General features: G+C 41.1%; 6 protein-coding genes. All 6 read left to right on the top strand.

Annotated features, from left to right (window positions below):
* Window positions 1-356: 356 nt before the first annotated feature.
* The 6 genes from AC1DO4_RS07480 (at window position 357) to AC1DO4_RS07455 (ending at window position 15,549) form a co-directional block, all read left to right on the top strand.
* A complete protein-coding gene (locus tag AC1DO4_RS07480) occupies window positions 357-3,185 on the top strand; it encodes an FAD-binding and (Fe-S)-binding domain-containing protein (RefSeq protein ID WP_477414407.1) in 2,829 nt (942 codons plus the stop codon).
* 82 nt (window positions 3,186-3,267) lie between these two features.
* Window positions 3,268-4,983, top strand: coding sequence for an IlvD/Edd family dehydratase (locus tag AC1DO4_RS07475; protein ID WP_477414405.1), 1,716 nt, complete (start codon window positions 3,268-3,270; stop codon window positions 4,981-4,983).
* A gap of 6 nt (window positions 4,984-4,989) precedes the next feature.
* A complete protein-coding gene (locus tag AC1DO4_RS07470; protein ID WP_477414403.1) occupies window positions 4,990-5,763 on the top strand; it encodes an SDR family NAD(P)-dependent oxidoreductase in 774 nt (257 codons plus the stop codon).
* 287 nt (window positions 5,764-6,050) lie between these two features.
* Window positions 6,051-10,232: a hybrid sensor histidine kinase/response regulator transcription factor gene (locus AC1DO4_RS07465; protein WP_477414400.1), complete on the top strand. Its 4,182-nt coding sequence runs from the start codon at window positions 6,051-6,053 to the stop codon at window positions 10,230-10,232.
* A gap of 533 nt (window positions 10,233-10,765) precedes the next feature.
* Window positions 10,766-13,909 carry a SusC/RagA family TonB-linked outer membrane protein gene (locus AC1DO4_RS07460; RefSeq protein WP_477414398.1) on the top strand — a complete coding sequence of 1,048 codons (3,144 nt, stop codon included), beginning with the start codon at window positions 10,766-10,768 and terminating at the stop codon, window positions 13,907-13,909.
* A gap of 17 nt (window positions 13,910-13,926) precedes the next feature.
* The gene (locus AC1DO4_RS07455; RefSeq protein ID WP_477414396.1) at window positions 13,927-15,549 is read left to right on the top strand and encodes a RagB/SusD family nutrient uptake outer membrane protein; all 1,623 of its coding nucleotides are present in this window, start codon (window positions 13,927-13,929) and stop codon (window positions 15,547-15,549) included.
* The last annotated feature ends 22 nt before the right edge of the window (window positions 15,550-15,571 follow it).

Below are 15,571 nucleotides of genomic sequence, written 5' to 3'. Positions count from 1 at the left end.
ATAAGCCGGATTTGCTCTTTTTTGACTTCGAACTTAAGACTTTCGACTAAAGGTTAATGTCAGTTCAAGGTCGACCCGACCCGTTGTTACAATATGATTCGTCCGCTTTGCGGACTATATTAAAAAGGCTTACTGATACAATCTGTCGTAGAGCCATAATTAAAACGTAATAAATGTATCATAACAGCAAAAACTATGTTTTTATCTGTACTCATTGATGTATACATTTGAATATTCAATTACAGACCAAAAATTTAGACGCTTAAAGCGAACCGACAGTAACAATAAACCGGGGCTGCCGCATTTATGGAGTTTAAAAGCATATAATTGGATAAATTACACGCCTAATTATTGTGATGAAGATTGAGGAAGAATTAAACAGGATACTGCCTGCTACCCGTATCAAAACCCGTTATATCGACCTGGTATCATTTGCATCAGATGCCGGCTTTTATTATTTAGTGCCAAAGGCGGTAGTTCAACCCATAGGTGAGGACGAAATTGTTGCCTTATTTAAGTTTTCTCATCAGTATAACATCCCGCTGGTTTTTCGTACCGGGGGTACAAGTCTTTCCGGCCAGTCTATTACAGATGGTATCCTGGTAGACCTGAGCCAGTTTTGGGATAAGATAACGATTGAAGAATCCGGAAACCTGGTACGGGTGCAGCCTGGCATTACCGGGCAAATGGTTAATACTTTCTTAAAAAAACACAAAAAAAAGATAGGTCCCGATCCTTCAAGTATCAGCGCGGCTATGATGGGGGGTATTTTATCAAACAACGCCAGCGGTATGTGTTGCGGCGTTAAACTCAACTCCTATCACACCACCAAATTCATCAGGTTTGTATTACCCAATGGGAAAGTTTTTATTACCGAAGATAAAAACGACTATCCCCGGTTTCAGAATGAATGTATTGAGCTCTATCAGCTATTAAAAGATCTAAAGGTTCGTATTGAATCAAATGAGGCCTTGTATCATAAGATCAGAGATAAATATCAAACCAAAAATACGGTTGGTTATTCGTTAAATGCTTTTATTGATCATACCCACCCATTGGATATATTGGCGCATTTGTTAATTGGGGCCGAAGGTACGCTGGCATTTATTGCTGAAGCGGTATTGGAAACCGTTCCCGATTATCCATGCAAATCAACCGCGTTGCTTTATTTCCCCGATATCTATTCGGCTTGCCAGGCAATTATCCCGCTTACCGACGCCGGGGCTTTGATGGTGGAACTGATGGACAGGGCATCGTTAAAATCGGTGGAGAATATGATTGGGATGCCTGCAATTGTAAAGGAATTGCCGCCAGCTGCCGCCGCTTTGCTGATTGAGTTCCAGGAAAATACTTATGAGGAACTGGAATCTAAGGTTAATGGATTTTTACAGTCGATAGCGCAGTTGTCATTACTCAATGCCCCTGTTTTTACGAGTGAGCCTGCTGAGCAGGATTTTTTATGGAAAGTTAGAAAAGGGCTTTTCCCGGCTGTGGGAGCAGTACGCGCAAGCGGAACAACCGTAATTTTAGAAGACCTTACTTTCCCGGTGGGTAAACTGGGCGATGCTATTTTAGATTTGCAGGACCTGTTTGTAAAATACAATTACAACAATGCTATCATTTTTGGGCATGCAAAGGATGGCAATATTCATTTTGTAGTTACACAATCATTTGATACGCCCGGAGAGGTAAAAAGGTACGATTTGTTTTTACGGGAAGTTGTGGCTTTAGTGGTAGACAAATACAACGGCAGCTTAAAGGCCGAGCATGGTACCGGGCGCAATATGGCGCCGTTTGTTGAAACAGAATGGGGTGGCGAAGCTTACGATATTATGAAAGTAATAAAGCAGGCTATCGACCCAAACAGGCTCCTAAACCCGGGAGTGATCATTAACGACGATGCTGAAGCGCACCTGAAGCATTTGAAAGAACTGCCATCTGTAGAAGCAGAAGTTGATAAATGTATTGAATGCGGGTATTGTGAACATAAATGCCCGAGCCGTAATTTAACTACTACGCCAAGGCGGCGTATTGTGATCAGGAGGGTGCTAAAGAAGTTGCAAAAGGCAGGCAATGAGCAGGAATATAAGCTCCTGCTTGATCAGTATCAATATGATGGTTTGGAAACCTGTGCCGTAGATGGTCTTTGCGCTACAGCCTGCCCGGTTGATATTAATACCGGCGACCTGGTAAAACGTTTACGAAGAGAAAATCATTCTGCCTTTCAAAACAGCGTGGCGTTGTTTGTGGCTAAAAACTTTAAAACGGCAGAGTGGGGAATCCGTGCCGGGATAAAAGCCGGTTTTGCCCTAAATAAGGTTTTTGGTAACAAGGCGATGTATAAGTTCACCAAATTAGGGAAGCGAATTGTGCCGGCAATGCCCTTATGGACAGATCAGCTCACTTACCCACCTCGTTTATCCTTTAAATCAGCGGATAATGTTGGTAATGTGTATACAGGTAATTCTATTGTATATTTTCCGGCCTGTATCTCAAGAATGTTGGGTACTTACAAGGGGAAAGAAAAGAATATTATAGACACCTTTTTGAGCGTGTGCGCAAAATCGGGCGTTAAGGTGCGTGTAATGGAAAATTTAAGCGGGAGTTGCTGCAGCCAGATATATTCTTCTAAAGGATTTAAGGACGCATATGAATATACCGCTAACGACATTGTGCAAAGGTTATGGTTATCAAGTAACAAAGGACAGCTACCGATAGTAACTGACGTAAGCTCATGTGCCTATACCTTGTATAACATAAGGGGCGTACTTACACCGGGTAACCAGGTTAAATTTGATACGCTTAAAATTTTGGATAGCGTAGATTTTTTTCATGATTATGTTAAGCCTGTTGTTACTATAAAGCAGAAAAAAGGCATCATAACCGTACACACCGTTTGCTCATTGGAGAAAATGAAAACTGTAAATAAGTTTGTGGAGTTAGCTAAGCATTTTGCAGATGAAGTAACCGTTCCTAAACACGGCGGATGTTGTGGAATGGCCGGAGACCGGGGCTTTTTATTTCCCGAACTGACCGATTCTGCTACCATGGCCGAGGCGCTGGAAGTTAAACAAGGTAACTACGAGGGATATTATTCCTCAACCAAAACCTGTGAAATGGCCATGTCGAAAGCTGTTTCTGAAAATTATGAATCTATCCTTTACCTGATGGATGAAACTACTTAACCATAAAAGTAAAAGGCAGAATGTACAAAGCTAAAAGCCAATACATTGGTTTAGCAGGTATAAAACAATAAATATTAAACGCATGGCGCAAAAAGAATTAAGAAGCAGGGCATGGTTTGGCCGTAAAGGCAAGGATGGTTTTATATACCGGGCCTGGATGAAAAACCAGGGCATTCCTGATTATGAATTTGAGAACAAACCGGTAATAGGAATTTGTAATACCTGGAGCGAACTAACCCCATGTAATGCTCATTTTCGTGAACTTGCCGAATCGGTTAAACGGGGTATTTTAGAAGCCGGTGGTTTCCCGGTGGAATTTCCGGTAATGTCGTTGGGCGAAACCTTAATGAAACCTACCGCGATGCTGTACCGCAACCTGGCCAGCATGGATGTGGAAGAATCCATCAGGGCAAATCCTTTGGATGGGGTGGTGCTGTTATGTGGTTGCGATAAAACTACGCCATCGTTGGTAATGGGGGCATGCAGTGTTAATATTCCCACTATTGTGGTATCTGGCGGGCCAATGCTTACCGGCAACCACAGGGGCAACCAAATTGGTACCAGCGATGTGTGGCGATACCATGATGATGTACGTGCAGGCAAAATAATGGAAGAGGAATTGTTAACCATTGAATCGGCCATGTGCCGTAGCCAGGGGCATTGCGCGGTAATGGGTACAGCGTCATCAATGGCTTGTATGGTTGAATCTTTGGGGCTGTCGTTACCGGGAAATGCCGCTATTCCTGCTGCGGATTCACGACGGAAGGTTTTGGCCCAACTCTCGGGTTTACGTATAGTTGAAATGGTAAAAGAGGATCTGAAGCTATCGGATATATTAACCAGGAATGCATTTGAGAACGCCATAAAAGTAAATGCTGCCATTGGAGGCTCAACAAATTTTGTGATCCACCTGTTAGCCATCGCCGGCAGAGTGGGAGTGGAACTCGAATTGAAAGATTTCGATCACCTCTCCAAAAATATTCCACTGATAGCAAATCTTCAGCCTTCGGGTAAATATTTTATGGAAGACCTGTTTTATGCAGGCGGCTTACCGGTTGTATTAAAAGCTTTGGATAACATTCTCCACCGCGATTGTATTACCGTAAACGGAAAAACCATTGCTGACAATTACAGCAAGGCAACAGGTTACAATAGCGATGTAATAACTACCGTTGATGCCCCTTTTAATACAGCTACCGGGCTTGCCATTTTAACGGGTAACTTATGCGAAGCCGGGGCGGTTATTAAGCCATCGGCTGCAAGTCCGCATTTAATGCAGCATACCGGTAAAGCGGTTGTTTTTGAAAATATTGAGGATTTTAAGGCACGTATTGATACGGATGAATTAGAGGTAGACGAAAACAGTGTGTTGGTATTAAAAAATGTTGGTCCAAAAGGCTATCCCGGCATGCCCGAAGTTGGCAATATGGGTATCCCTAAAAAGTTACTGGATAAAGGTATTAAAGATATGGTGCGCATATCCGACGGCAGAATGAGTGGAACCGGTTTTGGAACTGTTGTATTACATGTATCTCCGGAAGCGCATACCGGCGGCAGTTTTGCCATGATTAAAACCGGCGATATGATAACGCTTGACGTTCCGAACAGGTTATTAAACGTTGATATAAGTGTAGCGGAATTTGCTGAAAGAAAGAAGCAGTATTTAGCACCCGCACCGGTTACAGACAGGGGGTATGTAAAGCTTTATATAGATCATGTTCAGCAGGCGCATTTAGGGGCCGACATGGATTTTTTAGTCGGCGGATCTGGCGGTAAGGTATTAAGAGATTCCCATTAATTATATATGATGAGTTTTAACAATAAAGTTGCCATAGTAACAGGAGCAGGCCAGGGTATTGGTTATGAGATATGCAGAATGCTTGCCGAAAAGGGAGCAAAAGTGATCCTAAATGATATAGAAGCCGAGCTGGCTGATAATGCAGCAATCCTGATCAACCAAAGCAAGGGCAGTAATTGTTTAGCTATGGCCGGAGATTCCGGTGATCTTGCCTTTATAAACAGGATGGTTGATACCGCGGTTGAGCTTTACGGACGATTGGATATTGTAATAGCCAACGCAGGGATTACTTTATATGGTGATTTTTTTACCTATACCAAGGAATCATTTTCTAAGGTAATGGATGTAAATCTTGGCGGCTCATTTTTCCTGGCGCAGGCGGCGGCAAAACAAATGAAGCAGCAGGATAATGGCGGGGCTATCCTGTTTACCTCGTCGGTTGTTGGTCACCAGGCGCTTAAAAGCCTTGCAGCCTACGCCATGACCAAGGCTGCCTTAGAAATGCTGGCCAAAAACCTGGTGATCGAACTTTCGCAATATAAGATCAACGTAAATACGGTAGCGCCGGGAGCAACACTAACCGAACGCACTACCGGGGAGGCCGACTATGAACGCATCTGGTCGAACATAACCCCGATGGGGCGTCCGGCTTACGTTTCGGATATAGCTAATACAGCTTTGTTTTTAGTATCAGATGAGGCCAAGCATATCACAGGTCAGAGCTTAATTGTTGATGGGGGATGGACATCTGTAAGTGCTTTACCCAACGGACTTAAGTAAAAGTAATTAAGCAAAGGGCCCCCTTTTGCAAAAAAAAAACCTTTTTGTCATCCTGAACGGAGTGAAGGATCTATTATTCGCCATGCTTCTTCGCCCTGTACAGTCTGCGAATAGATCCTTCACTCCGTTCAGGATGACCAACCTTTTAAAACCGCATTTCCCCTTCGCCGTTTCGCGAAATTTTACCACTCGTATTATAGTTAAAAGCCCTGCGTGTACATTTGCATCCCACCTAAATGTTAAGTAAATTTAGAGGTTATAAATCAATTGACCGATCTCCCCATTTCATGCGTTTAAAGATATTTATAGGTTTAATTTTAGGTTGTGCTATATGTTTTACTTCTATAGCGCAGGAAAATAAATATCAGTTTTCGCACCTGGATATAAATGATGGTCTATCACATAACCAAATTAACTGTGTCTACAAAGATTCGGAAGGGTTTATGTGGTTTGGTACCTCGTCGGGTTTAAACAGGTACGATGGTTATACCTTTAAAGTATTTAAGCATAGTTCAAAAAATAAAAACTCTCTTGTTGATGATTACATTGTAAATATTTTTGAGGGGCCAGGGCAGAAATTTTGGCTTGAAACCCGTGGTGGATTTTGTATATATGATCCTGTAAACGAACAGTTTAGAGGTGCTGTGTATAATGTGCTAAGGGAATGGAAACTGCCGGAATACGATATCACCAAAATAAAAAAAGACAATACAGGAAATTACTGGTTTGTACACAGAACTTCAGGTGTGTACAAATATAACGCCCAAAACAGGCAAACCCATCATTACGGCTATTTGGTAAACTCCGCCTCCTCTTTGCATTCTCCTTATGTGGTTGACATGGCGGTTGATACCAGGAACAACATTTGGTTTGTTCACCAGGATGGTTTCATAGAAATGCTGGATAGTAAACTGGATAAAATTACCTATCGCACAAATGTTTTAAGTAAGGCGGTTGATGGTAAAATAAGAAAGTATTCATTAACAATTGACCGCGATAATGAGTTGTGGTTCTACGCATCCTCCGTTAACCTGGGGGTTTATTATTTTAACCCGGTAACCAAGGCAATTAAGCATTTAGATAAGGATACAGCGCCGTCAAAATTAAAGTCAAATATTGTCAATACTATAGTTCAGGCCGATGACGGTTTAATATGGATAGCTACAGATCATGGTGGAATAAGTGTATTGGATAAAAAAGATTTTAAGATCACTTATTTATTAAACCGGGAGGATGATGCCAAATCGCTTAAACAAAACAGCGTAATACTGTATAAAGATTATTCGGGTATTATGTGGGCCGGAACTTTTAAAGAAGGGATAAGCTACTATCATAAAAATATTATCAGGTTTCCGTTGTACAGGCATTTCGCGTCAGATCCGAATAGTTTGAGTTTTGAGGATGTAGACAAATTTGCAGAAGATAAAAACGGCAATTTATGGATAGGAACAAACGGTGGTGGCTTAATATATTTTAATCGTAAAACCGGGAAATATACTCAATATAAATACGATCCTAATAACAGTAATAGCTTGTGTAATGATATCATTGTAAGCTTATGTATCGATCACGACCAGAAATTGTGGATAGGTACTTACTTCGGGGGGCTTGATTGTTTTGACGGAAAAACCTTTACCCATTACCGGCACAATGATAAGATTGCCACCAGCGTAGCCGACGACAGGATCTGGAGTATAATGGAAGACTCATCGCATCGCTTATGGGTAGGTACATTTGCCGGTGGTTTGGATCTTTTTGATCAATCGAAAAAAATATTTTACCACCCCTTTAAGCTAAGCGAAATACAATCGCCATATGTTTCTTCCATTTGTGAGGATAAGGATGGTAATATTTGGGTTGGGGGATACGCGGGTGTAAATGTAATTATCAACCACACCAAAAAAATCATGCATTATGTGCGTAATACCCGGGTGCCCAACAGCCTTTTAGCCGATAATGTAAACAGCATTACACAGGATAGCCGGGGATTGATGTGGATAGCTACCAAAGATGGTGTGAGTATATTAAATTTTAAAACAGGCAGGTTTACCTCGCTTGTAAAAGAAAATGGATTGCCCGACAATTTGATTTTAAATATCCTCGAAGATAATGACGGAAGGATGTGGCTAAGCACTTCCAATGGTCTTTGCCGCGTTACTTTATCAGCTGCCGGCGGCAAATACAATTTTCAGTTTAAAAACTTTGATGAAACTGATGGCTTGCAGGCAAGGGAGTTTAATGTAAATGCCGCATTAAAAACCAGTAAAGGCGAAATGGTTTTTGGCGGAGGGCACGGGTTTAATATATTTAATCCGCAGAACATTCAGTCCAACGTAAATAAGCCGAAGCTGGTTTTTACCAATTTTCAGCTGTTTAATAAAAATGTATCGGCAAATGATACAGTTAATGGCCATGTTATTTTGAGCAAGGCTATTTCGGTAACCAAATCTATAACGCTTAACCACAGCGAAAACGTTTTTACTATTGAGTTTGCTGCACTCAACTTTTTTAATCCCAACAAGGTGAAATATAAGTACATGCTGGAGGGCTTTGATAAAGGCTGGCTTACCGCGGCAACACGCAAGGCAACCTATACCAACCTTGATGGCGGAGACTATATATTTAAAGTGCTGGTTTCAAACGCGGATGGGGTATGGAACCCCGATTACATCACCCTGAAGATAAAAGTAAAGCCTCCGTTCTGGAAATCGCCGCTGGCGTATTTGATTTATACACTACTGATTGTTGGGGTACTTTTTCTCATCCGTCGTCGCGGAATTCAAAAAATCAGGAGAGAGTTTACTGCCGAGCAGGAGAAGAATGAAATAAAAAGCATGATTGAGCGCGAAAGGCAGGAGCTTGAACGCATGCAGGAAATTGACAAGCTGAAAACCAAGTTCCTGACCAATGTAAGCCACGAATTCAGAACACCGCTATCGTTGATCATGGCGCCGGTTGATAAAATGCTCCATCATACGGCGGATGCTGATCAAAAGCAACAATTAAACATGGTGAAGAAAAATGCCAGGCGCTTGTTAAACCTGGTAAATCAACTGCTCGACTTCCGTAAAATGGAAGTACATGAATTGAAGCTGCATTCTAAACCGGGAGACATCGTTAAATTTATTAAAGAGATCTCGCTATCATTTACAGATATAGCAGATGAAAAAAGAATTGGCTATGTGTTTGATACGGAGATAGAGACGCTGAAAACGAGTTTCGATCATGATAAAATAGAAAGGATATTGTTTAACCTACTTTCAAACGCATTTAAATTTACCCCGTCAGGCGGGCATGTAAGTGTACTACTTAGCTTAGTTGAAGAAAAATCGGCTCATCCATTGAAGTTATTGGAAATTAAGGTAATGGATACAGGCATAGGGATTGGCAAGGATAAACTGGCTCGGATCTTCGACCGTTTTTTCCAGAATGACCTCCCCGGCTCTATGCTTAACCAGGGAAGTGGCATTGGCTTATCTATCACCAAAGAATTTGTTAACATGCACCAGGGCAAAATTTTTGTAGAGAGCGAGCCTGAGCGTGGCAGTAGTTTTATTATTCATTTACCGATGATGGCAAGCGGTGATTTAAGCGCCGAAACACCATTGGATGATACGCACCTGGTGGAAAGTGCTGTTCAGGGAAATAAAAGTAGTAACAAAAACCCATCCGAGGGTAGTTCAAAACAAACCGTATTGATAGTTGAAGATAATGACGATTTTCGCTTCTATCTCAAAGATAATCTTAAGGATACTTTTCATATTATAGAGGCATTAAATGGTAAGGAAGGCTGGCAAAAGGCACTGGCTTTACACCCTGATATTATGGTAAGTGATATCAGTATGCCCGAAATGAATGGGAGAGACCTTTGCCGCAAAATTAAAAGCGATAGCCGTACATCACATATCCCCATAATTTTACTTACCGCGTTAATAAGTGAAGAGGAGGAATTAAAAGGTTTGGAAATTGGTGCAAATGATTATATGACCAAACCTTTCAATTTCGAAATACTCATTTCTAAAATCAAAAACCTGCTCAGGTTACAGGCTACATTTAAAAAAACGTATATCCGGCAATTAGATTTTCAGATAAATGAACCGGCTATACTCTCCACCGACGAAGTATTTGTAAAAGATGTTATAAATTTCATCGAACAAAACCTGCTTAACCCTTCCCTTTCAGTTAATGAACTGAGTAAACATATGGGAATGAACCGTAATACACTTTATAAAAAGCTATTAATGATTACCGGCAAATCTCCGGTTGAATATATCAGATCGTTAAGATTAAGAAAAGCCGCTCATTTATTAGAACATAGCCAGATGAACATTGCAGAAGTATCGTACGAGGTTGGTTTTAACACACCTCAATATTTTGCAAAATCATTTAAGGACGAGTTTAACATGCTTCCATCGGAGTTTGTTCTCCAAAAACGTAAGCCGGGCCAGGAAAAAATTGATGTTTCCTGAATTTATTCCAATTACATATTAAAGATTATTTGCTTGAAAGGCCTCAAATTGACATCAATACAGGCCTAAATGTTTTTAAAATTCGTATTGTTTAATATAATATATTGATAATCAGCTTCTTGATTTGTATGTAAACATTTGTTACATCAATAATTACAAATGTTACACCCTTGTAAAATCTTCATTTCTACCTTCATCTCTCATAAATGTGTCTTATACAATGGTCCCGATCATTGTGCGTACACTTTTTAACCAATTGTAAACTTATGCCCGCTGAATGCGGGATAAAAATTTTCTTGTTTTGATGGAAACGTTACTTACATATTGTATTAAGCTATCTGCTAGCCGATATTTTGCAATCGATTGCGGAATTAGTTTATATAAAATTTCAACCCTTAATTAAAATTCACATACCCCTAATTAAATTTCAAATCACCAATTATTAACGAAGCCAGTAAATTATGAATGAACATCAAAACTGAATAGCCCCCATCAAACCACCAATTATTAATCAATTATGAACCAATATTAACATGGAAAAAAATTTACGAAAAAAATTAAGATGTAGTGTTTCGCTATTTATGGCAATGCTGCTGCTGTGCCTTTCAGGCTATGCGCAAACCATAAAGGTTAGCGGAAAAATAACCAATGCCGACGATTCTGAGCCACTACCTGGCGTAACCGTTAAAATAAAGAATACAGCAACAGGTACCTTATCGGGTATTGATGGTAGTTATACAATCAATGCAAAAGCCGGTGATGTGTTGGTGTTTAGTTACCTGGGCTTTACCACGCAACAAATATCCGTTAAGCAAAACAACACAATTAATGTTAAGCTATTGCCAGGCAATAAAGCGCTTGATGAGGTTATTGTTGTGGGCTACGGTAAAATGAAAAAGACCGATTTAAGCAGTTCGCAGGTAACAATAACCGCTGCCGATATCACCAAAACGGTTAATACTACCTTTGACCAGGCCTTACAGGGCCGCGCTGCAAACGTTAACGTTACGGCAAACAGCGGTCAGCCCGGTGCCGCTCCCACGGTTATTATCAGGGGCTTAAATTCGCTTACCGGCTCAAACCAGCCTTTGTATGTTATAGACGGAGTACAGTTTAAACCGGCCGATCAAACTTCGGGCGCCGGTGTTGGTGCAAATTACCTGTCGAGCCTTAACCCGGATGATATTGAAACCCTGAATGTTTTGCAAGGCCCTTCTGCCACATCAATATATGGAGCAGCGGGCGCCAATGGCGTTATTATGGTTACTACCAAAAGAGGTAAAGCCGGCGAAACCAAAATTAATTTTAACAGCCTGTTTACCCTACAGGACCTGCCAAAGTTTGCCGATGTAATGAACTTAAGAGAGTGGGCTACCTATCGCAATGCATATGCTGCCGCAGGCGCAGCTGCATCACAGCCCGAATTTGCAGATCCATCGGTATTGGGTAATGGCACAAATTGGCAAAAAGAATTGTTTCGTAGAACGCTGTTGCAAAAACAGCAGCTTTCATTAAGCGGCGGTAACGAGAAAACAACATTTTATTTTTCGGGCGAACACTTCAGCCAGAATGGGGTTGCTGTCGGCTCTGGATTTACCCGTAATTCGGTACGTTTAAACCTCGATAACCAAACACGCTCGTGGTTAAAAATTGGTACCAATTTAAATGTAAGCCAGTCCAAAGAAATTGTTAATACTTCAAACTCCGATATTTTAAATATTGCTATCGGGCAAAATCCGAGTATCCCGGTTAAAAATCCCGATGGTAGCTGGGGTGGGCCTGTAAATACACAATTCCAGTATACCAATCCTGTGGCTTTAGCTTCGGTAAATGACAATCATAACCAAAACATTACATTTAACGGCGGCGGGTATGTGGATATTAATATTTTAAAGGGATTGGTTTTCCATACAGAAACCAATACTTATGTTCAAAATTATAATCAATACGTTTTTAATCCATCCTATACTTTTGGTGGCTACAACAATACCACTACAGTATCAACCAGAACCAGGGGACAAAGTTACTGGTGGGGCGTTAATGAGAGGTTGCAGTACGATACCAAAATCAAAAAACACTATTTTAAAATAATGGCTGGCCACGAGGCCCAGAAAAACGGTTACGAGTCATTATTTGGCCAAAGAAACGGCTATTTAGTAAATACCATTACCGAATTAAGTGCCGGAAGCACCGTTAACGAGATTAACAGCAGCTCAAAGGGCGCATCAACCAAAGAGTCATATTTTGGCAGGGTTAATTATGTGTTTGATGATAAGTACATACTGCAGGGTACTTACAGGGGCGATGCCTCATCTAATTTCGGACCGAATTATAAATGGGGATATTTTCCTTCTGTATCGGCAGCGTGGAGAATAACCCAGGAAAAGTTCATGCATAAAATTGAGTTTATTAACGATTTGAAGCTAAGGGCAGAGTACGGAATCTCGGGTAACGAAAACGCAGGCGGTTATTACGCTACATTAACAGCAATACCAACTCCTTTTGGCGGTGGCACCGGGTTTTTACCTGATGTGTTTTCAAACACAAATCTGCACTGGGAAAAAGATAAAACTTATAACCTGGGTTTTGATCTGAGCATGTTTAATAACCGGGTAGAGGTTATTGCAGATTTCTACAAAAAAGAAATGTCTGACCTGCTTATAAAAAACGACCATTCTATTTATTTAGGAGGAGCTGTTAACTGGGATGTAGGTTCAATGCAATGGCCTTATACCAATGTTGGTAAAATGCAGGATAAAGGTTTTGGTATTACCATAAACACCGTTAATGTAAACAAGCCATTTGCCTGGAAAACAAGTGCGAATTTCTCTTTAGACAGGAATAAAATAACCCATTTAGATCAGAACACACCCATCAATACCATCTATAAAACTTCATCCTTTGCTACTTTGTCGCAGGTGGGGCAGCCGGCAGCGATGTTTACAGGGTATATAGCCGAAGGGATCTTTAAAGATATCGCGGATATTCAAAATCACGCGGTACAAACATCTACAAGCGGCGTTATGACCATTAATCCAAGTACCGGTACCTGGGTAGGTGATATTAAATTCAAAGATTTAAATAACGATGGCGTAATTGATGAAAAAGACCGTACAGTAATAGGCAATCCATGGCCTAAATTTACAGCGGGGTTAAATAACTCTTTTTCGTACAAAAATTTCGATCTGAATATATTCTTATATGCCAGCTATGGTAACCAGGTTTTAAATTACATGCGTTTTAGAAACGAACAAACCGGGGGTACTGCCGTATATAGCAACCTTTACAGGTCTGTAGCCAATTTTGCGCGACCAAGCAATGCAGATGCATCCCTCACAACAGCCGTATTAACCAACCCGGGATATCAAATTGCCCGTATTGCTCCCGGCGACCCTAATGGTAATGCCCGTGCAAGTCAATGGTATATTGAAGACGGATCATATTTAAGGTGTAAAAACATTTCCTTATCGTACAATATACCGCATAAAGCACTTACAAAAGTGGGCTTTATAAAAGGACTGAAGGTTTCGGTTAATGTGCAAAATGCGTTTACTATAACCGGTTATAAAGGGTTAGATCCGGAAGTAGGTCAAAACGGTCCATTGATGTATGGCGTTGATGACGGACGTTATCCAAACACAAGGATGTATTCGTTCAATTTACTGGCCGATTTTTAACCGATAAAAATTTCAAGATGAAAAATTTTCTTAAAACACTCATAACTATTGCCGCTCTTGCTTCAATACAGAGCTGCAAAAAAGACTTTACCAACCAGGCCCCCCAGGATAAGCTTACAGCAGGTACATTTTACAAATCAGCCGATCAGTTGCTGGCGGCCACAGCGCCGCTGTACAATATTGTTTGGTTTGAGTATAATGATAAAGGATCCATTGGTATAGGCGACGCACGTGGCGGCGATATGCAAACAAACGATTATGCACCATTTTATAAGTTTGCTGTACCAAGTACAGATGTAAATACCTTGCTTACCGCTTATAAAGCATTTTATAAAACAATTGCACAGGCCAATACGCTGATAACCAATGTAAAAACGTATGCAACCGGCGTTGCCGATGCAGATAAAAACGCAGCCATAGCCGAAGCAAGGTTTATGCGGGGCCTGGCTTATTCATACCTGGTAAAAAACTGGGGGCCGGTTCCAATTATTTATGATAACGTTGCGCAGCTTGAAGACCGGAATATTAAACGCAATAATATTGCCGATGTATGGAAATTCATTATCAAGGATTTTGCATATGCAGTTAAGTATCTGCCCACTGTGGCGCCGCAAAATGGCAGGTTAACAAAGTATAGTGCCGAAGGTATGCTTGCCAAAATGTACCTCAACCGTGCCGGGGTAAATTCTTCAGGTGGTTCACGCAATCAAACTGACCTGGATAGCGCAAAATTTTATGCTGCCGATGTTATCCACAACGGGCCTTATACACTCCAGGCCAACTATGGGGATTTATTTAAAAGCGCTAACAATAGCGGTGGTAATAATAACCCCGAGAGCCTTTTCTCACTGCAATGGGTCCCGTCTACCGCTGTTTGGGGTACTAATAACAGTTTTCAGGCATATATGGCCAAGGATGGTACTATCACCGGGAGCTGGGATGGCTGGGGAGCAGCACATGGTGCTTCTGCCGATCTGATTAAATATTATATAGCACATCCGGAAGATTCACTGCGAAGAAAAGCCACATTTATGTTCGATGGTGATTCTTATCCCGAGATAGACCAAAAGGACGGCGGGTATAAATACTCATCAAACAGTATCGCCAACGTAAAAAAATACATTATTGGTTCAGCGGCCGATAATGGCGGTAAAGGGGTTGAAATGGGCGCGAATATTAATACCTATATGATGCGCCTGGCCGAAGTGTACTTAATTTATGCCGAAACTATTTTGGGCGATGCGGCTTCAACAAATAACAGCGATGCGATTACATACTTTAATAAGGTGCGTACACGTGCAGGTTTATCAACAAAAACATCAATTACTTTTGATGATATTTTCCAGGAAAAAAGGATTGAATTTGCTATGGAAGGTGTAAACTGGGGCGAGTACCAAAGGGTGTATTATTACAACCCTACTAAAGCCCTTGATATGATTGCCAAGCAGGACAAAGGGAGTTATACCATCAAGTATAACACCGGTACCAACAATCCCAGAACGTACACAGTTACTTATTCCAGCGCTTATTGGCCTGCAACTGCTCAAACTATTTACCTGCCTTTCCCTGAAAGCGAAATGGTAAAATCGCCGGGCTTAGCTGATCCGGCCGTTGCGTTTGACTTTAGCTTGTTGAAATAAATTATTGTTTACACTATCAATT

The sequence above is a fragment of the Mucilaginibacter sp. P5_A6 genome (genome assembly GCF_056400585.1).
This window is presented reverse-complemented; position numbering and strand designations above follow the sequence as displayed.